Source organism: Prescottella agglutinans (assembly GCF_004011865.1).
GTDB classification, from domain to species: domain Bacteria; phylum Actinomycetota; class Actinomycetes; order Mycobacteriales; family Mycobacteriaceae; genus Prescottella; species Prescottella agglutinans.
This window is the reverse complement of the sequence record NZ_RKLP01000014.1, coordinates 39,703-59,911: the sequence shown is the minus strand read 5'-3', so window position 1 is coordinate 59,911 and position 20,209 is coordinate 39,703. Positions and strand designations below refer to the sequence as shown.

The window sequence follows — 20,209 nt, the reverse complement described above, 5'->3', positions numbered from 1 at the left end:
GATGACGTTCGGGGCGCGGCTCCACGCGGCGCTGGGCCATTACGGCCCTCTGTGCGTCGGCGTGGACCCGCACCCCGAGTTGCTGCAGGCGTGGGGGCTGCCGGAGACCGTCGACGGCCTCGAGAAGTTCTCGGAGATCTGCGTCGAGGCGTTCGTCGGCCGGGTCGCGCTGGTGAAACCACAGGTGGCGTTCTTCGAGGCGTACGGCTCGGGAGGTGTCGCGGTCCTCGAACGCACCATCTCGGTGCTGCGCGAGGCCGGCACCCTCGTCGTCGCCGACGCGAAGCGCGGTGACATCGGGTCCACGATGAGCGCGTACGCGCGGGCATGGTTGGGTGCGGGATCGCCGCTCGAGTCGGATGCGGTGACGGTGTCGCCGTACCTCGGATTCGGTTCCCTCGACCCGGTCCTCAACCTCGCCGAGCGCAACCACGGTGGATTGTTCGTGCTGGCCGCGACGTCCAACCCGGAGGGCGCGCAGGTGCAGTCGTCCACCGCGGCGGACGGTCGCCGGATCAGCCAGGTGATGGTGGACGAGGCCGCGGCCCGCAACGCCGGCGCCGACGTCCTCGGCTCGGTCGGTGTCGTGGTCGGTGCCACGTTGACCGACGCCCCCGACCTCGGCGCGCTGCACGGGCCCATCCTGATGCCCGGTGTCGGGCATCAGGGCGGCACCGCGGAAGACGTCCGCCGCCTGGCGGGGGACTGCCTGCGCTCCGTCGTGCCCAGCGTCTCGCGTGAGGTGCTGCGTGCCGGGCCGTCGGTTACGGGTATCCAGGAGGCCGTGTCGCGCTCCGTGGAGGGGTTCGGGTTCCTGCAGGACTAGGACGGGCTCGACTGGTTCGAGCGACGTATTCCGGCGAGGCCGGGTTCGGGGCTGTCCCCGGGCCCGGCCTTCGTCGTATGTGCACACCGATCGAAGATCGGCAGGTCCACGCCCGACACGCACTGGACCACGGAAGTTTTCGCGAATTTTTCGGCCGCGTCGGCTACGGTCCGATGAACTGTGTGCCACGCCACGTCGGATTGGGCGGCACGTCCGGTTCCCGTGTGCCGGAAATAGACTCCTACCTGCGTATATTCCAGTTTTTCGGGTGCTCGGACCGGTCGTTGCCGCCGGTGGGGGCGGTGCCGCGAGCCGCCTTCGAACGCACCGTCGAATGAGCGCATAACCCACCCGAATCGGGCGCTGACGTCGGGGGGTGGGTTAGCAATCGGGGCCCGGCGTGAGTACGGTCGCTATCGCCCCTGGTTATCCGGGGGTTGTAGACGCCCCGGCTGTGCCGGGAGTGGTTGGAGTTTGCACACGACGAGACGGAGGAACCGTGGCCCTTCCCCAGTTGACCGATGAGCAGCGCGCTGCTGCTTTGGAGAAGGCGGCTGCCGCCCGCAAGGCCCGGGCTGAGCTCAAGGAGCGCCTCAAGCGCGGCGGCACCGACCTGAAGCAGGTCCTGAAGGATGCCGAAGAGGACGAGATCCTCGGCAAGATGAAGGTGTCGGCTCTGCTCGAGGCCCTTCCCAAGGTTGGCAAGGTCAAGGCTCAGGAGATCATGACCGAGCTGGAGATCGCTCCGACCCGTCGCCTTCGTGGCCTCGGCGATCGGCAGCGCAAGGCTCTGCTCGCCCGGTTCGATTTCGAGGCCTGAGCGCGACAAGTGATTGCTGACGCACAACAGGTGTCAGGCAGCGAGACCGCTTCGGCATCGGTCGAGAGCGGTGACGCAGTGCGGAGGGGCCGGCTGGTGGTACTGGCCGGCCCCTCGGCCGTCGGTAAGTCCAGCGTCGTCCGCCTGCTGCGTGACCGGATGCCCGAGGTCGTCTTCAGCGTCTCGGTGACCACCCGGGACCCGCGTCCCGGCGAGGTGGACGGGCAGGACTACCACTTCATCTCGCGGGACGAGTTCGATCGCATGATCGACTCCGGCGACCTGCTCGAGTGGGCCGAGATCCACGGTGGCCTGCAGCGGTCCGGCACCCCGGCCGAGCCGGTGCGCCAGGCGCTCGCCGACGGCAAGCCGGTCCTGGTCGAGGTCGATCTGGTGGGTGCTCGGTCGGTGCGGGCCGCGATGCCCGAGGCCGTCCTGACGTTCATGGCGCCCCCCAGTTGGGAGGCCCTGGTCTCCCGCCTGACGGGCCGCGGCACCGAACCGGCGGACGTCGTCGAGCGTCGACTGCAGACCGCGAAGGTGGAACTTGCCGCTCAGGACGAGTTCGACACCGTGATCGTCAACGAGGATGTCAGCCAGGCCTGCGATGAGTTGGTATCCTTGTTGGCTGGACGACAGCCCTAAGCGCCGTCGCCCCTGATTCAGGCATTCAATTTGGCACTTTTCAAGTCCAGTTCAGGAGAAACCGAGTGAGCAGCACCGAAGCAGTAGTGTCCGACACCGCCGGTCGTGGCGCCCTGCCTGCCTACGACACCCCGCTCGGCATCACCAACCCGCCGATCGACGAGCTGCTCGAGCGCACGTCGTCCAAGTACGCCCTGGTCATCTACTCGGCCAAGCGTGCGCGGCAGATCAACGACTACTACAACCAGCTGGGCGACGGCATCCTCGAGTACGTCGGCCCGCTCGTCGAGCCGGGTCTGCAGGAGAAGCCGCTGTCGATCGCGCTGCGCGAGATCCACGCCGACCTGCTCGAGCACACCGAAGGCGAGTGAGCGGAGCAACGCCCGTGTCCGATCGGGAATCCGATTCGGCGGGACCCAAGCGGATCGTCGTCGGCGTCGGCGGCGGTATCGCCGCGTACAAGAGCTGCGCGCTGGTCCGCAGCTTCACCGAGAACGGTCACCGCGTCCGGGTGATCCCCACCGAGTCCGCACTGCAGTTCGTCGGCCGGGCCACGTTCGAGGCCCTGTCCGGCAATCCGGTGCAGACTGGCGTGTTCGCGGACGTGCCGGAGGTCGCGCACGTGCGTCTCGGGCAGGAAGCGGACCTGGTCGTCACCGCCCCCGCCACCGCAGACCTCATGGCTCGTGCGGTGGCCGGGCGGGCGGACGACCTGCTGACCGCCACGCTCCTGACGGCGCGTTGTCCGGTTGTGTTCGCCCCCGCGATGCACACCGAGATGTGGGAGCACCCTGCCACCGTCGCCAACGTCGCGACGCTGCGCGCCCGCGGCAACATCGTCATCGAGCCGGCGTCGGGCCGGTTGACCGGCAAGGACACCGGCGCCGGCCGGATGCCCGAGCCGGAGGAGATCTTCGCGCTCGCCTCGCTCCTGTTGGAGCGGCCGTCGGCGCTGCCGCGCGACCTCGAGGGCCGACGCCTGGTCGTGTCGGCGGGCGGAACCCGTGAGCCGCTCGACCCGGTTCGCTACCTGGGCAACCGTAGTTCCGGCAAGCAGGGGTACGCGATCGCGCGCCTGGCCGCGCAGCGCGGTGCCGAGGTGACGCTGGTCGCCGGCGCGACCGCCGAACTGGCCGATCCGGCCGCAGTCGACGTCGTGAACGTCCGCACCGCCGAGCAGATGCGCGAGGCGGTCATGAAGCACGCCGTCGACGCCGATGTGGTGATCATGTCGGCCGCCGTTGCGGACTTCCGGCCCGCCACCGTCGCGACGAGCAAGATCAAGAAGGGCGCGGACGAGCCGAACTCGATTCCGTTGATCAAAAACGATGACATTCTCGCCGGTCTCGTGCAGGCTCGGCGGGACGGCACTCTCGCTCCCGGCACCGCGATCGTGGGATTCGCGGCCGAGACGGGTGACGAGTCGGGAAGTGTCCTCGACCATGCGCGAACGAAATTGGCGCGCAAGGGTTGTGATCTTCTCGTCGTGAATGCGGTCGGTGACGGCAAGGCGTTCGAGGTGGACCACAACGATGGTTGGCTCCTCGGGGCCGACGGCACCGAATCGGCGATCGAACCGGGTTCGAAGTCGCTGATGGCCAGCCGCGTGCTCGATGCGGTTGCGGGTCTGTTGGCCCCGAAGTAGCACGTGGCGACCGCGGTGCCGCACCGGGGACCGGTCTCCTGGCACCGTGGCCGTCTGCGGTATTGAATATGAAGTAGTAACGAAAATGAGCTCAGGTGTCGTAGCGGGGCCACACGATTCGAGAATTCGAATTCGAGCGGAGTCGGCCTCGGACAGAACGTCGAGAGGGAGATCTGTGAGCACGTCCGGCAAGCGGCTATTCACCAGTGAGTCCGTGACCGAAGGTCACCCCGACAAGATCTGTGATGCGATCAGTGACTCCATCCTCGATGCGTTGCTCGATAAGGATCCGCGCAGCCGCGTCGCAGTCGAGACCCTGGTGACCACCGGACAGGTGCACGTCGCCGGTGAGGTCACCACGACGGCGTACGTCGACATTCCGAAGATCGTGCGCGACAAGGTGCTCGAGATCGGGTACGACTCGTCGGCCAAGGGCTTCGACGGCAACTCCTGCGGCGTCAACATCGCGATCGGCGCGCAGTCGCCCGAGATCGCGCAGGGCGTCGATCACTCGCACGAGGCCCGCGTCGACGGTGTCACCGACGACGAGATCGACCGCCAGGGCGCCGGTGACCAGGGACTGATGTTCGGGTACGCCTGCACGGACACCCCGGAACTGATGCCGCTGCCGATCGCGCTGGCCCACCGCCTGTCGCGTCGCCTGACCGAGGTCCGCAAGAGCGGCGTGCTGCCGTACCTGCGCCCGGACGGCAAGACCCAGGTCACCATCGAGTACGACGGTGACCGCCCCGTCCGCCTCGACACGGTCGTCATCTCGACCCAGCACGCGGCCGACATCGATCTCGACAACCTGCTGACCCCGGATCTGCGGGAGAAGGTCCTCGGCCACGTCCTGTCCGAGCTGACCATTCCCCTCGACACCGCCGACGTCCGCCTGCTGGTCAACCCCACCGGCAAGTTCGTGCTGGGTGGTCCGATGGGTGACGCCGGTCTGACCGGCCGCAAGATCATCGTCGACACCTACGGCGGCATGGCTCGCCACGGTGGCGGCGCGTTCTCCGGCAAGGATCCGTCGAAGGTGGACCGCTCGGCCGCCTACGCGATGCGCTGGGTCGCCAAGAACGCGGTCGCGGCGGGTCTCGCCGACCGCATCGAGGTCCAGGTGGCCTACGCGATCGGCAAGGCCGCCCCGGTCGGCCTGTTCGTGGAGGCGTTCGGCACCGAGAAGGTCGACATCGCGAAGATCCAGCAGGCGATCAGCGAGGTCTTCGACCTGCGTCCCGGCGCGATCATCCGGGACCTGGACCTGCTGCGCCCGATCTACTCGGACACTGCGGCGTACGGCCACTTCGGTCGCACCGACGTGGACCTGCCCTGGGAGCGCACCGACCGCGCGGAGAAGCTGCGCGCGGCCGCCGGCCTCTGATCGCGACCGAGAGATCGGTTCGCTGACCGGCACCGACAAGACAGCGGCAGCACACGCGCCCGTGGCGCGAGTGCTGCCGCTGCTTCCTGTTGCGCACCTGGACCGCGAGTTCGACTATCTGGTTCCGTCCGAGCTGGACGAGCAGGCCCGGCCGGGCGTGCGGGTCCGGGTCCGGTTCGCGGGACGGCTGGTGGACGGATTCCTCCTCGAACGGATCGAGACGAGCGAGCACGACGGCAAACTGGCGTGGCTCGACCGGGTCGTCTCGGGCGAGCCCGTCCTGACCGCCGAGGTGCGCCGACTGGTCGACGCGGTGGCGCAGCGCTACGCCGGGACACGCGCGGACGTGCTGCGTCTGGCGGTCCCGCCGCGGCACGCGAAGGTCGAATCGGAGGAGGCCGTGGCGCGCCCGGCACCGGACTCGCCGATCGTCGACCGGGAGGCGTGGTCCGCCTACACCCACGGGCTCAACTTTCTCGACGCGCTGCAAGCCGGACGCGGTCCGCGCGCGGCGTGGCAGGCACTCCCCGGCGAGGACTGGTGTGCGCGGCTCGCGGAGTTGGCCGGCGTCGTCGCGGCATCGGGGCGGGGCGCGGTACTCGTGGTGCCCGACCAGCGTGACCTCGATCGCCTGGTGCGGGCATGCGAAAGTCTGCTCGGCACAGAACATGTCGTGGGTCTCGCGGCGGGACTGGGGCCGTCGGCACGGTACCGGCGCTGGCTGGCCGCGCTGCGGGGAACGGCCCGGGTGGTTGTCGGGACCAGGGCGTCGGTGTTCGCCCCGGCACCGGACCTCGGCCTGACGGTCGTGTGGGACGACGGCGACAGCAGCCTGTCCGAGCCGCGTTCACCGTATCCGCATGCGCGGGAAGTCGCGCTGCTGCGGGCCTACGGCACGGGGTGTTCCGTCGTGCTGGCCGGGCATTCGCGGACCGCGGAGGCCCAGGCCCTCGTCGACTCCGGTTGGGCGCACGACCTCGTCGCGGCCCGTGACGTCGTACGGACACGTGCCCCGAAGATCACCGCACTCGCGGACAGCGATCACGCGCTGGCCCGTGATCCCGGGGCGCGTGCGGCCCGTCTTCCCGCGATCGCGTTCGCCGCGGCCCGGCAGGCACTGGCCGCGGGAGCGGGTGTGCTGGTGCAGGTTCCGCGTCGGGGCTACGTGCCGTCGCTGGCCTGCGCCAAGTGCCGGGCCCCGGCGCGCTGCCGTCGGTGCAACGGACCGTTGTCGCTGCCGGCGGCCGCCGGTCCGGACGGCGCCGGTTCGCCGACGTGCAAGTGGTGTGGCGTCGCGGACACCAATCACCGCTGTCACGCCTGCGGTGCGCGGGCGCTGCGGGCGGTCGTCGTCGGGGCGGGGCGCACGGCCGAGGAATTGGGGCGGGCGTTTCCCGGCGTCGCGGTGCACACGTCGGGCGGGGCCGACGTGAAGGCCGAGATGGAGCCGGGGCCCACGCTGGTCGTGTCGACGGTGGGCGCCGAACCGGTGATGCCCGGCGGCTACGGCGCGGCCCTGCTGCTCGACGGGTGGGCGCTGTTGGGGCGCGCCGACCTTCGCGCCGCCGAGGAGACGTTGCGACGGTGGATGACCGCGTCGGCGCTCGTGCGATCGCACGCCGACGGCGGTCAGGTCGTGGTCGTCGCCGACTCCGGGATCCCCACCGTGCAGGCGCTGGTGCGGTGGGATCCGGTGTGGCATGCGCGGGCTCAGCTCGAGGAGCGGGCGGAGGTGGGGTTCCCGCCCGCCGTGCACATGGCCGCGATCGACGGCACCGCGGCGTCGATCGGGGAGCTGCTCGAGGTTGCGGGACTTCCGGATTCGGCCGAGGTCCTGGGGCCGGTCCCGTTGCCGGCGGGGGAGCGGCTGCCGTTCTCGAGCGAGGAACCGGAGCCGGAAGACGTGGAGCGCATGCTCGTTCGGGTGCCGCGCCGCGACGGGCGCGCGCTGGCGAACGGCCTGGCGGAGGCCCAGGCGATTCGCAGCGCCCGACGATCGGGCGGCCCCGTTCGAGTCCAGATCGATCCGCTCCGGATCGGCTAGGACGCCTCGCGCCCGGCGCGTCGAGCGAAGTGCCGTGTAGCCCCGCCGAGTTGTCAGTCGACTCTGACGATCGGAGGGGGATCGTATGCCCCGTCGAGAATCGTCTTGCGCGGCGAGTACATCCGCAGGACCGGGCGGAACGGTCCCTTCGGCGCGGGCAGCCAGTTGGCGCGGGCGTCCGGGTCGGCGGGTTCGTCGGAACTGATCGTGATCGTGACGGCGCCGGCACCGTCGGCGACGAGGCCGGGCGTGCGGTCGCCGATGGAGAAGCGTCCGATCGGGTTGTCGACGAGGTAGAAATCCGGAACGGAGTACATCGTCAACGACCAGAACGCATCGACGGGGGGTACCGGGTCGAAGGTGATCCGGTAGGCGTGCGCGCCGTCCAGCGGAGCGCCGTCGCTGTCGATGTAGGTGAGTCCGTAGGTGGCCTCGTAGCCGTGGTTTCCCCACAGCCCGGCCCGTGCGGCCGCGGCCCGGCTCACGATCCGGAGGGTGTCGTCGGAGATCTGCCAGTCGGGACTGTCGATCGTGCCCAGTTCGAACCAGTCGACGTTGTAGTCGAAGCCGTGGATGCTGAGCAGCCACCCGTCGACCCTCCTGATTCCGGGTGCCGTCCGCGCGATCTCCTCGACGTGTGCGCGCCCGGTCGTCCAGGCCGTGCCGAGCGCGGCGTCGAGTTCCGCATCCCCTCGGGCCACGGAGTCGGCACCGGTGAGCCCGAGGGCGGAGAAGCCCTGTTGCAGTCGCACATCGCGCAGGGCGGGCGGGAACTCCTGCGACCAGACACGGAACTTCTCGAAGAACTCGACGGCCTCGGTCTGTCCGGACCCGACCGCTGGAATCCCCGCCGGGGCCTGTTCGGTCAGCGGGCTGAGGATGGTCGCATCCTGCAGCGCGTGGACCGCCGGCAGGTCGTCGTCGCCTGCCACGGCCCACCGGCCGACGATCGAGGCGATGCGGGTCGGGAAGCGAACGACACGCAGACCGAGGTCGTCTCCCGCCCATCCGGGAGGTACGAGAAGGAACTCGCCCGCACCCGTGCCGGTGGCACGGGTCCCGACGTAGGCGAAGTTGTCGGTCCAGGCGTCGACGAACTGCAGCACGTAGTACCGGCCGGCGGTGTCCGGGACCGTCAGCTTGACCGGGCCCACGCTCAGGTCCAGTTGGGCCATCGAATACACGGTGTCGTTGTTGATGGAGACGAACGTGTCCTGCGGTCCGGCCAGTGTGCGTGCGTGGCTGAAGGTGTTGTACGCCGCAGGGGGATTCGCGCCCACGCCCTCGCTGACGTAACGCTGCACCTGTTCGAGATTGAACACCAGCGGAAACGCGTACACGTACACGAATCCCGGGTCGTCCATGTCGATGCTGTTCTCCGTGGGCCTCGTCATGTGCCGACCGTAAGAACTGCACCCGGCGAGCGACATCACCCGTACGGGATGAACCCGCACTCCGGCCCGCTGTCGGGAGGCGGGCGGCGTGCCCTAGCTCTCCCGGACGTCGACGACGTACATCCGGGTGCGCGAGCGGTCGAGGAAGTTCGCCTCGTCGGCCGCGATCGCGGCCGCGACCTCCGGCCGGGCGTGGGTGGCGAGCATGTCCTCGTAGGCGGCCATGTCGTCGAAGACGAACTCGCTGATGACGTCGAAGTCCGGGTCGGGCGCGCCGTCGAGTGGAGCGCGACGGTACCGCGGAGTCCGGTTGGGCGGAACCACCGTTCCCGGGCTTCGGGAGGATTCCCGGCGGGGCGGTGTCCCGCGGTCACCGCCCGGCGTCGAACAGTTCCTCGTACTCGCTCGGGGAGGTGCTCCAGCGGACGCTCGTGACCAGTGGCTCGAGACTCATCCGGTTCACGGCCGACTCGAGGAGGGTGTCGTCGCGCCGGCGCGCGGTCAGTTCCGCTGTCACCTGCACCCGGGCGGCGTCGGAGGTGTCGTGCGACTGCACCGACCGCAACCGGAACTCGGGTCGCGAGATCGCCTGCACGGTCAGCGCCCGGACGTGCGCCTCCGCGTCCTCGTGGCACGTCACCTCGAAGCGGTAGTCGACGGGCGCCTCGTCGCGGCCGGCGCGTGCCGGCTGATGGTCCATGAGTCGGCCCACCGGGCGCAGGATCATGTTGGCCCCCATGATCGCAACGGCTCCGATGACGGCGGCCCAGTACATTCCGCCGCCCACCAGTGCGCCGACGGCCGCGGTGGCCCACAGGGTGGCGGCGGTGTTCAGGCCGGTCACGGACGCGCCCTGCTTCATGATGACGCCCGCCCCGAGGAACCCGATTCCGGAGACGATCTGCGCGGCGACGCGGGTGGGATCGGCGTCGGGTCCGTCGAATCCGTAGGCGCTGAGGATCACGAACAGCGTTGCGCCCAGACTCACGAGGGCGTTGGTGCGCAGACCCGCCATGCGGGCGCGCCATTGCCGCTCGATACCGACCAGGGCGCCGAGCCCCAGGCCGAGAGCCACCCGAAGAATGATGATCGTGGTGTCCATGGCGGATACCTCCGTGCACGAGCCGCACCGGGCCCGGGGCCCGGTGCGCGATTTCGTCGACAACGCGACGCAGGGACAATGCAACGCAGGGGTTTCGCGGCGACCACGCATTCGGCAGTGACCGTCCGGTCGGAACACCTCCACGTAAGAGCTTCGGCACTGCACGACGTATCCCACGTCCGTGGGAAGCCACTTGGGATCACCCCTTAAGCCGGGGAAATCTGTCCTGATCTTGGGCGTCTCTCGACGTCGTGAGATCAGTGGCCTGTGTTCGTGCAGGAGCCTCGCCTAACGAGGTGCTGCACGTCGAGGGTGCCAGCGGGTATGGGCACTGTCAACCTCGAGGACGCTCACAGCCAGCGCTGGCGTTTGAAGACGTAGAACAGTGTCAGCGACGTCGCGACCATGAGCAGCAACGCCATCGGGTAGCCGAACGCCCAGCCCAGTTCCGGCATGTCGTTGAAGTTCATCCCGTACACCGTGCCGACCAGCGTCGGAGCGAAAAGTATTGCGGCCCAGGCGGAAATCTTCTTCACTTCCTCGCTCTGGTTCAGGCTCGTGACCGTCAGCCGACGCATCTCCTCGTTCTGCTGCTGAGCGACGAGCGTGGCGTGCACCGACAACGCGGTCTGCAGGTGCGCGCGGGACGAGTCGGCCCGCTCGACGACGCGCAGTGTGTGGTCGAGCACATCGCGCAGGTGGCGTCGGAGTTCGAGATCCACGTGGTACTTGTCCGATCCGCGTTCGAGGGCCTCGAGGATCGACACCAGCGGATGCGTCGCGCGCTGGAAGTCGATGACCTCGCCGGACAGGTCGTAGATGCGCTTGGCGACGGCGGGGTCGCCGGTGAACACCTGGTTCTCGATCTCGTCGATGTCGTTCTCGAGGCCCGCGGCGACCGGTAGGTATTCGTCGACGACCTGGTCCAGGATCGCGTACAACACGGCCTCGGGGCCGAGGCGCAGCAGTTCGGGATTCGCTTCGAGTCGGCGTCGTACCTGCGCGAGATCGGGGGACTCGGCGTGCCGGATGGTGATGACGAAGTCGGATCCGACGAACACGTGCACCTCGCCGAACTCGACCTTCTCGACGTCGTCGAGATAGCGGGCGGGCCGCAGGACCACGAACAGCGTCTCGTCGTAGCGCTCGAGCTTGGGGCGCTGGTGTGCGGCGATCGTGTCCTCGACGGCGAGGTGGTGGAGACCGAATTCGCTCGCCAGGGAATGGACTTCGTCGGCGTCGGGTCGGTAGAGGCCGATCCAGGCCATTCCGCCGAGCCGGTTCATCGTCTCGTAGGTGCAGTCGAGCGTCTGTGGGGTGTCGACGCGAACACCGTCGACGTAGACAGCGTTGTCCACGATGGTCATACCGCACCGTTCCTGTCCGGGAGACTCGCCCCATTGCACCATGGGGCCGGTCGCGGGTGTGAGCGGATCAGCGCAGATTTCGTTCCACTTTCGTTATTCGGGCGGGTTGGCGCGTGGCCGGCCCCGGCAGTGATCTTGATGGAAACTGCTGGCAGTCCTGCGGGTCACGGAGGTGCATGGTGGATCGGGTGACGAGGCGCTTCGCTGCTGGAGTTTCCGTTGTGGCTGCGGCCGGCCTGGCCGTGCTCGCCCCGCCCGCGGCGTCCGCGTCGCCGGCGCCCCCGGCGCCGTCCACGACGCGACCCGATTACGTGGTGCCGGTAGATCCGGGCCCGATCCAGATCGGCCACGCCGGAGCACTGCGGTACGCCGAACGGCACCGGGACTCCGCGCCGCCCGGGACGAACGACTTCGGTTGCCGACCGGATCCGGGCCACCCCAACCCGGTCGTCCTCGTGCACGGCAGTGACTCCGACGCCTACACGGACTGGTCCGCGCTCGCTCCGATCCTCGCCGACCGGGGGTTCTGCGTGTTCGCTCCGAACTACGGTGCGGACGGCAAACCCGGAAAGTATGCGCGCGGCGACATGGCTCGCAGCGCAACGGAACTCGCGGACTTCGTACGCATGGTCCGGGTGTCGACCGGCGCTGCCGAGGTCGACCTCGTGGGCTACTCCCAGGGCGCGACCGTGGCGCGGTACTTCGTCAATCGGTTGGGCGGCGCCGACGTCGTGGGCCGTTGGATCGGGATCGCGTCGCCGACCTACGGCGGGGTGATGTACGGGATCGTGCCGCTGCTGAGGCTGCTGCCGGATCCCGACCGGATCGCCGAGGGGCTCACCTCGAAGGCGATCAGCCAGCAGATGCAAGGATCGCCGTTCCTCGTCGCACTCAACGCGGGAGGCGACACCGTTCCGGGCGTCGCCTACACGACCATCGGGTCGCGCTACGACGAGATGATCCAGCCCCACACCAACATTGCGCTGCGGGACCGAGGTGCGACGAACATCCTGGTGCAGGACCTGTGTCCGGAGAACCGGGGCGGGCACTTCAACATGGTGTACGACCCCTTCTCGCTTTGGCTCGCGGTGCGGGAACTCGACCCGTCGGCGCCCGCCCCGGTGTGTGCGCCGGTCCCGCTGGGTTCGGGGGTCGCGGGGATGATCGTCGAGAGCAATTCGTGACTGCACGCAACGAACTCTTCCGGTCTTCCCCGGGTCGGCGTTGCATTTGCGTGAGATGTCGTTGTCGTCGGGTTGCGGGAACTGTCGGTCTGTCGTTTATCTTACTGATCAAGATCGAATAAATAGGATCCCAATTCGGGTGCCGAATGTGTGTATCGGATCGGATATTCGGCGTGATTGGTGCAGGTATCGCAGATCGCCGGCGTCGGGGTGAACGGCCGGGTGAACGATACGGCACCGTAGGTCGTCCTCTGGCGGCATCTCGGCTGCGTGCGATAGCATTCTGGCGCAAGTGTTTCTGTCGGGTCGAAGGCATCGGGTCGGTCGCACGTGGGGGAGCGGCCGCGGTCGAAGGAGCGGAAGAGCGACAGTGAACATGGGAATTTCGAACGAATTACGAACGGCTCGCGAGTGTGTAAACGCCACTGCGGGTCCCGGTGGGTGCCGAAATCTTCGATTGTCGGGGGAGCCTCAGTTCTCGAATGAGGGGGGCTATCGATTGTCTGTTCAAAGCCATTTCGCGGTTGCCGTGGAGAGATTCACGAGACTGCAGGCGGAATCATCCGAAACGGACGCGGTGCTGACGGGTCTGGTCGAACTGGTCTCGGGCCTTCTCGGTCTTGCCGGCGGCGGCGTCGTGACCGATCTCGACGGCGCGACGGCCACGGTGACGACGTCGACCGGGCCGGGGATCGCCCTCGACCGCCTGGCGCAACTGGTTTCGGACGGCCCGGGCGCGGACGCGATCGCGCGCGGGAGCATTCTGCGTATCGCCGCCGTCGACGATCACCGCGAGGCCTGGCCGCAATTCGTCGCCGAGGCGCGACGCTCGGGTGTGGTGTCGTTGGCGGTCTTTCCGCTCCGGCACGGTCTACGCTCCGTCGGCGCACTCGTCCTGGTCTCGGATCGTCCGCGCCGTTGGCTCGAGGACGAGATCGCCATGGTCGGTTGCCTGGCCGAGATGACATCGGTGTTCCTGAGCCAGAGGTCGGCGGTCAGTCACTTCCAGCGTCTGTCGGGGCAACTCGAGCAGGCACTCACCAGTCGCATCGTCGTGGAACAGGCGAAGGGGATCATCTCCAACGCGAACGGCATCGGCGTCGACGCCGCCTACCAGTTGATCCGTCGTCACGCACGGTCGCACAACGCGAGCGTGCACGCGGTCGCCGAAGCGATCGTCACGCTCGAACTGCGCGTGTGACTTTCTCCGAAATCTCATCCCGACCAGGTCAGTCGCCGACGAATGAGCTTCTCGCCCGCACCATGTGGTGCGGGCGAGAAGTTCTACCGTCAGAGCGCGCGGGGACTTCCGTACGTCGCGACCGAGTGGCTCCCGTGGGCGGTCGTCACCGTGTAGACCGCATACGGACGAACCGTGACTCCACCGATGCATCCCTCGGCCTTGACGCGGACCGCGTCGAACGACACCGCGGCGTCGGGCCCGTTCACCACCTGCTTGCCGAGCGAGACATCCTGGCTGACACCGAACTTGGGATTGATCAGGACCGACGGCGTGACGCCGAAGTTCATACCGATTCCGGGTGTCGGGAAGAGCGTGAGCGTGGGACCGGCGGGTGTCTCGACCGCGAATTGCACACCGCCGGAGACGTCGACAGCACATCCGACCTGATAGCCGAGGTCGAGCGTGCCGCCCGTGATGTCCTGTGCGCCCGGCCCGGTCGCAGTGGCGACGGCCGCGGCGGACACGACGCCTTCGCTCGACGTCGGCATCATGGTGAGGCTGGGAACCGACTCGACGACGTCGTTGGTGAGGGTCACCGTCAGTGCGCCGGCGGGGGTGGATGCGGTCTGTTCGGCGGCCGTCGCCGTGCCGGCGGTCCCGAGGAGCAGGGCGCCGGCCGTGGTCAGGATCGTGGCCGCGGGCAGGGCGGCCCGGCGGCGGCGTGCGTTGGTCGACTTCGAGATCATTGCGAAGGTTCCTTACGTATAGTGCGGACAAGTGGTGTTTCCGTGTGCCGGTGGTGTGCCGCGGTGTCAGGCGATCTCACCTCGCGGTTCGCGACCGTCGTCCTCGACGATGTGCAGTCGCGATCGGCTGGAGCCGGTGACCGGCAGAGGTGTCGCCGAGACGGTGCCGGCCCGGTGCTTCGCGTTGGAACGGCGCGTGGGACTTCGCCATACGCCGGTGTCTCGACTGCGCCACGCGAGCGGAATCGTCCGCAGACACATTGCGGCGTCGACGATGCGAATGACGGGGAACGCCAGTCCGTAGAGCAGATAGTGAGGGCGGCGACTGACGACGGCTGCCAACACGGTGAGCAGGAAATCGGGGACCAGTACACCGAGGAGTACTGCCTGGGGCGGCAGCACACCGGCCAGCTCCCACCTCCCGGCGCCGTTCCCGAAGACCCCCGCGACGACGGAGACGAGCAGCAACGGTACGAGGAGAACGAACAGGAGACTGCTGGTCACCAGTTCGGCGACATACGCGGCCAATGCCACCCAGAATCGGCCGACGTGAAGTCGGTGGCGCCGCAGCGTCTGCCAGAACCCGAGTGCCCAGCGTCGAACCTGCTTGACGTAGTCGCGGAAGTTGTCGGGATCCTGGGTGTAGGCGATCGCGGCCCGGGGATGGAAGGCGATGCGGCCCAGCTGCTTGGCGTGGACCTCGAAGGTCATGTTGAAGTCCTCGATGACCAGGCCGGGCGCGCTCACGTCGATCTGTTTCAGGGCCTCGGTGCGGTACATGCTGGCGAACCCGGGCACGATCGTGACGGCGTTCGCCCAGCGTGCGGCCTGACCGTACTTGAGCAGGTACTGCACCGCGACGTACACCCGCTCCCGATACGCCACCAGGAGCCGCCCGAAGCGGGTCAGCTGATCGGGCGCGGAGATCGTGGTCGCCCGCCCCGCGACGGCGACCACCCCGGGTTCGGACATCTGAGCGAGCCCGGTGGTCAGGTAGTCGGGCGCCAGATGGGTGTCGGCGTCGAGCATCGTGACCACCTGGAATCGCTCACACAGATCGAAGTGCTCGATCCCCGCTGCGAGTGCCCCGGCCTTGCCCCTGTTCGGGCTCAGCTCGAGGACCCGTGCGCCCGCCGCGCGGACGATATCGGCGGTCCGGTCGGAGGATCCGTCGGAGACGACGAAGACGTTGGCGGCCGGCACGAGCGACGTCGCGGAGGCGATCGTCTCGGCAATCACCAGTTCCTCGTTGTGGGCTGCCACGAGCACGGCCACGTCGGCCGGCGTCAGGAGCGGTGGGCCGGGCCGAACAGCGGAACGTTTCCCGCGCCACCGGACCCACCAGGAGGCGACCTCCCGCCCCAGACCCACCGTGGTCCAGAACAGCGTGTTGAGACCGAACACCAGCAGCATGATCAGGACAGTTGTCGACATCGAAACCCCCTGCACTCGAGAAGGAGAGGAACACGTTGAGGTGAATCGGTCACTGCCGGACCCCGCTCGTCGTGACGACCGTGCGCCACGGTCCGGGCGGGACGTCGCCGTCGTCGACGAACTGCCAGTCGACGCGGTCGTTCTCGCCGTCGAGTTCGCTGAACCCGAGGCAGCCGTTCAAGGCCGGGGAAACGTCGAGGCCCGCGCCGTTGAACTCGTCGCTGGCGGGTCTGGCGTCGTCCGCGCCGAAGACGTACGCGGAATCGTGGTAGTTCGCCGGCCCGGCATCCTGGATCTGGCCGTAGCAGGTGTTGTCTCCGCTGCGGATCCGCACCCAGCGGTTCTTCATCAGGCTGACCGAAGGATCCGACAGGTGATCGCGGTAGGGCGCCTCGTCGGCCCAGGGAATCACCGAACCGCGCTGCTCGAACGCGACGTCGTCGTTGACGTCGTCGAACGGCAGGTCGAGGTAGAAGGGGTTCTCGCGTGGTGTCATCTGCGTCGGGAAGTAGCCGTTGCCGGCGGTGCGGGGCTCGGTCCGGCAGGCCCCGTCGACGGCGACACCGTCGCATCCGCCGTAGCTCCCGAGCCAGTTCGAGTCGTAGGCGGACATCTCCTGGCTCCCGTCCTCGGCAGCGGGATCGAAGATCTCGCCGACCCAGAAGGTGGTCGCCACGATGTCCGTGTGCCACGGGTATCCGTCGGCGGCGGTGGGTTGGGCCGCATCCGCGGCGCATCCCGTGACGGCGATGCCGACGGCGGCGACGCCGAGCAGGCCCGAGATGGTTTTGATGGCCATGCGCTGCTCCTCCATCTGGTTTCCCTGTCGAGCTGATTTCTCCCCGGTGGTGCCGACCGGGCCGAGATCCGACCTCGGCCCGGTCGGCGATGGGTGGACGCCGCGGCTACTCGCCGAGGTTGCCGGCGTCCGGCAGGAAGGTCTGACCGGGCCTCAGCTCGTCCGGACCCGGGACGTAGTGGACGGGCGGTTCGGCCGGACCCCGTCGGCTGCTCCGATCGGTACCGGGTGCGGGCTTGCCCGGTGCGTGCTTACCGGGTGCGGCCTTCTGCTTCGCATGTCCGGCCGCCGCAGTCACCGGCCCGGGCGTGGTGGTGGGGGCGGTCGGTGTGGTGGTCCCGACGGTCCAGGACCCGCTGGAGGGCTGCGTCGCGGCGGTGTCGTGGAGTTCGTAGTCGTCGGTGTGCAACTGCCCGTTGCCGAACAGGTTCAGCCCGAAGCTGATTCCGGTCGCACCGGCAGGAACCGGCGGTGTGGTCCACTCCGCGGCGGTGTACTCGGGTGCGGCCGCGAACCAGGGGCTCGACGTCCAGTACGCCCATGTGCCGATCGCGGTCCGGTAGTACACCGCGAACTGGGTCGGTGCGGTGGACTTGTACCAGGCCTTCAGGGCGTAGGTGTGTCCGGGAGTGGCTCCCGGCGAGCATTCACCGAGATCCAGCTTGGGAAGCAGCTTCGCGTCGCCGTCCACGTAGCCGGCCATCGTCAGGCGCTCGGCGATACTGCCGGCGTGCGCCTCGGGCACCGTGGCGAAAGTCGGTGTGTTGACGCCGTAGCCGCCGGCCATCCAGCACTGCGGCAGTCCGGTCGTCGCGTCGACCGTCTCCAGGCCGGGGTTGGGTGCTCCGTTGGCACCGGGGGCCGGTGCGGGCGGGACGGGACCGGGTGCGGCCGGAGCGACGGCGCCGCCGACCACCTCACGTACGGTCTGCACCACCGTGTTGTTGCTCGACCGCGCGGCGAGCCACGCGGCGAACTGGTCGAGCAGCGTCGGCGAGATCGACAGTCCACCCGGATCGCAGTTGTTCGCGCACACGTGGTGGAAGGTCAGCTGGACCCACCCGCCGCCGTTGTTCTCGGCGTTGGTGACCACGTTCTGCAGGTCGGCGAGGGTCCAGGTGTTGTCCACCTGGTCGGGAGCCTTCGTGTAGTACGGGTTCGCCGGCGGAATGCTCTCGGCGAGATCACAGCCGGCGCACCCGAATCGGGTCTCGACGTCCCCGAGGCCACGGGCGCTGTTGTAGCCGCACTGCTGCGCGATCGATTCGGTCTCGGCGGTTGCCGACGCGAAAGGATAGGCGAGCGAGGTGACCTGGAATCCCCAGTTGGTGAGGTTCACGCGGTCGTTGCACAACTGCCGGGTCGCCTCGTCCCGCGACATCGTGCTCAGGTCCGGATGCGTCACGGAATGGCCGCCGATTTCGTTGCCTGCGGCGGCGATACCGTGAAGATCGGCCTGTGACATGTACCCGGGCTGATCGATGTAGCCGGACGGGACGAAGAAGGTTCCGCGGAGCCCGTTGGCCTGCAGCGTCTGTGCAGCAACGGTCGCGTCCGCGTTACCGTCGTCGAACGTCAGACTCACCACGGTGCGTGCGCCTGCCGCACCGGCGGGCGCGCCGGCACCGACCGCGATCAGGGCCGGTCCGACCAGCAGCGCCAGGACGCTGATCAGCCCGAGCACGCGGTTCCGCCGGGGTCGCGTCGGTGGTCGGTGCTGACGTGGATGCCGAGTTCCGTGGCGGGAGGGCCGTGTCCAGTCGCGACTGTTCATGCTGTTCCTTCCGGTTCGGTCGATCATTCGACGGTCACTGACTTGGCGAGATTGCGGGGCTTGTCGACGTCCCGTCCGAGCGCGAGCGCGAGTGCGCGGGCGAGGACCTGCATCGGGACGACGGATTCCAACGGTCCGCACGGAGCCGGACCGGGGTGCAGCACGGGAACCGTGGTCCCCTCGGTGCCGATGCTGATGATGCGTCCGCCGCGGGCGCGGACCTCGGCGACGTTCGCGTCGAGCCGCGCGTCTCCGTGGTCGACGACGACGACCGGGGTCCCCGGTTCGATCACCGCGAGCGGCCCGTGTTTGAGTTCGCCCGCCGGATGGTGTTCCGCCCAGCGGTAGGTCAGTTCCTTCAGCTTGAGCGCGCCCTCGGCGGCGTAGGGGACGCCGGCACCGCGGCCCAGGAACACGAAGCCTGTCGCCGTGGTCAACTCGTCCACGAGGGGCGGGATGAGTCGTTCCGCCGTCTCGGTTGCCGCTGCGAGCCGTGCGGGGGCGCCGTTGAGCGCCCGCATCAGGCGCGCGGCGGCGTCCGGCGAGAGCCGTTCGTTGGCGACCATCGCCGACATCACCAGTGCGACACCGGAGATGACCTGGCACACGAACGTCTTCGTGGCGGCCACGCCGATCTCGGGTCCGGCCGAACAGGGGAGGACCGCGTCGGCGCGACGCGCCAAGGTGGAATGGGAGGAGTTGGTCAGTGCGAGTACCGGGCCATCGCCGGGTGCCTGCAGGTCCAGTGCGCGTAGTACGTCGGCGGTTTCGCCCGACTGGCTGATGGCAAGGGTGAGCGTGCCGGGCTCGAGCGGTTCCCGGAGGGTCTCGCTGGCGACCGTCGTGGTGGGACGTATCCCGCCGATCCCGCGGGCACAGTTGCCGATCACCTGACCCGCGTGCAGCGACGTGCCACACGCGATCACCCGCAGCCGATCGAAGTCGGGAAGGCCGAGCCCGGACCACAGCGATCCGTCGGCCACCCCACCGCCGATCTGTCCGAGCAGGCGCGCCGCGACCTGGGGTTGCTCGCCGATCTCCTTGCTCATGTAGTCGGTGTGCCGGCCGAGGCTCATGTCGGTCGGATTCCAGGTGTGCCGGGTGATCGGCGGAGGCGCACACCGCTGCCCGCGGCGACTCCACGTGAAGGTTTCGCCGAGTTCCACGACGTCGCCGTCCTCGAGCGGGCGGAACTCGTCCACCCAGTCGGAGATCGCGGCCGCGTCGCTGGTGGCGAAATCGCCGCCGTTGGCGCGGGCGATCAGCAGCGGTGAGCGATGCGCCGCGGCGACGAGTCGTCCGGTTCCCTGTTCGAGTACCGCGAGCGCCCACGACCCGGACAGGCGTTCCACCGTCCGCTGGACCGCCGTCAACAGGTCACCCGACAGCGCGAGATCGTCCTCGACGAGGTGTGCCACGACCTCGCTGTCGACCTCGGAGGTGAACCGGTGGCCGGTCGCACGGAGCTCCCGGGCCAGTTCGTCGGCGTTGGTGATGATTCCGTTGTGCACCAGCGCGATCCGCCCGGTGCAGTCGAGATGCGGGTGGGTGTTCTGCTCGTCGACGCCGCCGTGCGTGGCCCAGCGGGTGTGTCCGATCCCGAGTCCGTCCAGTTCGGGGCCGGACCACTCCGTGACCTGCTGTTCGAGCGCGCCGATCCGCCCGATCGTCCGGAGTCGCGCGATGTCGCCGTCACCGGTCCGGACCGCGACGCCGACGGAGTCGTAGCCGCGGTACTCGAGTCGCTTCAGGGCCGGCAGCAGATAGTCGAGGGCCGGACCGGCGGTCCGGCAGGCGATGATTCCGCACATGGCTGATCCTCCGATGCGGGTGGGAACAGGGTCGTGTCGATCGACAGG

The 20,209-nt window shown here is 68.7% G+C and carries 18 protein-coding genes and 1 riboswitch; of the genes, 9 read left to right on the top strand and 9 right to left on the bottom strand.

The features are described 5' to 3' along the window. Position 1 precedes the first annotated feature (1 nt). The 7 genes from pyrF to EGT67_RS23165 all read left to right on the top strand — a co-directional run bounded on the left by pyrF (position 2) and on the right by EGT67_RS23165 (position 7,367). Complete coding sequence (pyrF, locus tag EGT67_RS23195; protein WP_127918533.1) at positions 2-826, top strand: orotidine-5'-phosphate decarboxylase; 825 nt, start codon at positions 2-4, stop codon at positions 824-826. Positions 827-1,325: 499 nt separating this feature from the next. Continuing rightward, a complete protein-coding gene (gene mihF, locus EGT67_RS23190; RefSeq protein WP_007535578.1) occupies positions 1,326-1,646 on the top strand; it encodes an integration host factor, actinobacterial type in 321 nt (106 codons plus the stop codon). Positions 1,647-1,742: 96 nt separating this feature from the next. Continuing rightward, positions 1,743-2,291, top strand: coding sequence for a guanylate kinase (gmk, locus tag EGT67_RS23185; protein ID WP_127918532.1), 549 nt, complete (start codon positions 1,743-1,745; stop codon positions 2,289-2,291). Between the two features lie 86 nt (positions 2,292-2,377). Further along, a complete protein-coding gene (gene rpoZ, locus EGT67_RS23180) occupies positions 2,378-2,662 on the top strand; it encodes a DNA-directed RNA polymerase subunit omega (RefSeq protein WP_207390550.1) in 285 nt (94 codons plus the stop codon). 14 nt (positions 2,663-2,676) lie between these two features. Further along, a complete protein-coding gene (gene coaBC, locus EGT67_RS23175; RefSeq protein ID WP_241566204.1) occupies positions 2,677-3,936 on the top strand; it encodes a bifunctional phosphopantothenoylcysteine decarboxylase/phosphopantothenate--cysteine ligase CoaBC in 1,260 nt (419 codons plus the stop codon). 175 nt (positions 3,937-4,111) lie between these two features. Continuing rightward, positions 4,112-5,323: a methionine adenosyltransferase gene (gene metK, locus EGT67_RS23170; protein ID WP_127918459.1), complete on the top strand. Its 1,212-nt coding sequence runs from the start codon at positions 4,112-4,114 to the stop codon at positions 5,321-5,323. A 22-nt stretch (positions 5,324-5,345) separates the two neighbouring features. Then, entirely contained in the window at positions 5,346-7,367 is a 2,022-nt protein-coding gene (locus EGT67_RS23165) for a primosomal protein N' (RefSeq protein WP_206612480.1), read from the top strand. A gap of 53 nt (positions 7,368-7,420) precedes the next feature. Here the strand turns inward: EGT67_RS23165 and EGT67_RS23160 are convergent, their stop codons facing one another. The 4 genes from EGT67_RS23160 to corA all read right to left on the bottom strand — a co-directional run bounded on the left by EGT67_RS23160 (position 7,421) and on the right by corA (position 11,230). Continuing rightward, positions 7,421-8,761: a DUF1254 domain-containing protein gene (locus EGT67_RS23160; RefSeq protein ID WP_127918458.1), complete on the bottom strand. Its 1,341-nt coding sequence runs from the start codon at positions 8,759-8,761 to the stop codon at positions 7,421-7,423. A gap of 93 nt (positions 8,762-8,854) precedes the next feature. After that, complete coding sequence (locus tag EGT67_RS23155; RefSeq protein WP_127918457.1) at positions 8,855-9,085, bottom strand: EthD domain-containing protein; 231 nt, start codon at positions 9,083-9,085, stop codon at positions 8,855-8,857. Positions 9,086-9,131: 46 nt separating this feature from the next. Continuing rightward, positions 9,132-9,863, bottom strand: a complete 732-nt coding sequence (locus EGT67_RS23150) for an MgtC/SapB family protein (protein ID WP_127918456.1) — start codon at positions 9,861-9,863, stop codon at positions 9,132-9,134. 131 nt (positions 9,864-9,994) lie between these two features. Beyond that, positions 9,995-10,166: riboswitch (M-box (ykoK) riboswitch) on the bottom strand. Between the two features lie 47 nt (positions 10,167-10,213). After that, on the bottom strand, positions 10,214-11,230 hold the full coding sequence (gene corA / locus EGT67_RS23145) for a magnesium/cobalt transporter CorA (RefSeq protein ID WP_127918455.1): 1,017 nt from the start codon (positions 11,228-11,230) through the stop codon (positions 10,214-10,216). A 176-nt stretch (positions 11,231-11,406) separates the two neighbouring features. Here corA and EGT67_RS23140 point away from each other — a divergent pair, with 176 nt between their 5' ends. Then, positions 11,407-12,414: an esterase/lipase family protein gene (locus EGT67_RS23140; protein ID WP_127918454.1), complete on the top strand. Its 1,008-nt coding sequence runs from the start codon at positions 11,407-11,409 to the stop codon at positions 12,412-12,414. 577 nt (positions 12,415-12,991) lie between these two features. Further along, positions 12,992-13,615: an ANTAR domain-containing protein gene (locus EGT67_RS23135; RefSeq protein ID WP_164877644.1), complete on the top strand. Its 624-nt coding sequence runs from the start codon at positions 12,992-12,994 to the stop codon at positions 13,613-13,615. 89 nt (positions 13,616-13,704) lie between these two features. Here EGT67_RS23135 and EGT67_RS23130 read toward each other — a convergent pair whose 3' ends face one another. The 5 genes from EGT67_RS23130 to glmS all read right to left on the bottom strand — a co-directional run bounded on the left by EGT67_RS23130 (position 13,705) and on the right by glmS (position 20,161). Next, on the bottom strand, positions 13,705-14,343 hold the full coding sequence (locus EGT67_RS23130; RefSeq protein ID WP_127918452.1) for an MspA family porin: 639 nt from the start codon (positions 14,341-14,343) through the stop codon (positions 13,705-13,707). 66 nt (positions 14,344-14,409) lie between these two features. Then, a complete protein-coding gene (locus EGT67_RS23125; protein WP_127918451.1) occupies positions 14,410-15,777 on the bottom strand; it encodes a glycosyltransferase family 2 protein in 1,368 nt (455 codons plus the stop codon). Between the two features lie 49 nt (positions 15,778-15,826). Further along, positions 15,827-16,576, bottom strand: a complete 750-nt coding sequence (locus EGT67_RS23120) for a hypothetical protein (protein WP_127918450.1) — start codon at positions 16,574-16,576, stop codon at positions 15,827-15,829. Between the two features lie 106 nt (positions 16,577-16,682). Next, entirely contained in the window at positions 16,683-18,260 is a 1,578-nt protein-coding gene (locus EGT67_RS23115) for a polysaccharide deacetylase family protein (RefSeq protein ID WP_206612474.1), read from the bottom strand. Positions 18,261-18,373: 113 nt separating this feature from the next. Beyond that, on the bottom strand, positions 18,374-20,161 hold the full coding sequence (gene glmS, locus EGT67_RS23110) for a glutamine--fructose-6-phosphate transaminase (isomerizing) (RefSeq protein ID WP_127918448.1): 1,788 nt from the start codon (positions 20,159-20,161) through the stop codon (positions 18,374-18,376). Between the last annotated feature and the right edge of the window lie 48 nt (positions 20,162-20,209).

Coding starts and splice junctions, on each gene's coding strand:
- EGT67_RS23125 (WP_127918451.1), bottom strand. CDS start 15,777: ATGTCGACAACTGTCCTGATCATGCTGCTGGTGTTCGGTCTCAACACG.
- EGT67_RS23160 (WP_127918458.1), bottom strand. CDS start 8,761: ATGACGAGGCCCACGGAGAACAGCATCGACATGGACGACCCGGGATTC.
- EGT67_RS23120 (WP_127918450.1), bottom strand. CDS start 16,576: ATGGCCATCAAAACCATCTCGGGCCTGCTCGGCGTCGCCGCCGTCGGC.
- pyrF (WP_127918533.1), top strand. CDS start 2: ATGACGTTCGGGGCGCGGCTCCACGCGGCGCTGGGCCATTACGGCCCT.
- corA (WP_127918455.1), bottom strand. CDS start 11,230: ATGACCATCGTGGACAACGCTGTCTACGTCGACGGTGTTCGCGTCGAC.
- EGT67_RS23150 (WP_127918456.1), bottom strand. CDS start 9,863: ATGGACACCACGATCATCATTCTTCGGGTGGCTCTCGGCCTGGGGCTC.
- glmS (WP_127918448.1), bottom strand. CDS start 20,161: ATGTGCGGAATCATCGCCTGCCGGACCGCCGGTCCGGCCCTCGACTAT.
- EGT67_RS23140 (WP_127918454.1), top strand. CDS start 11,407: ATGGTGGATCGGGTGACGAGGCGCTTCGCTGCTGGAGTTTCCGTTGTG.
- EGT67_RS23130 (WP_127918452.1), bottom strand. CDS start 14,343: ATGATCTCGAAGTCGACCAACGCACGCCGCCGCCGGGCCGCCCTGCCC.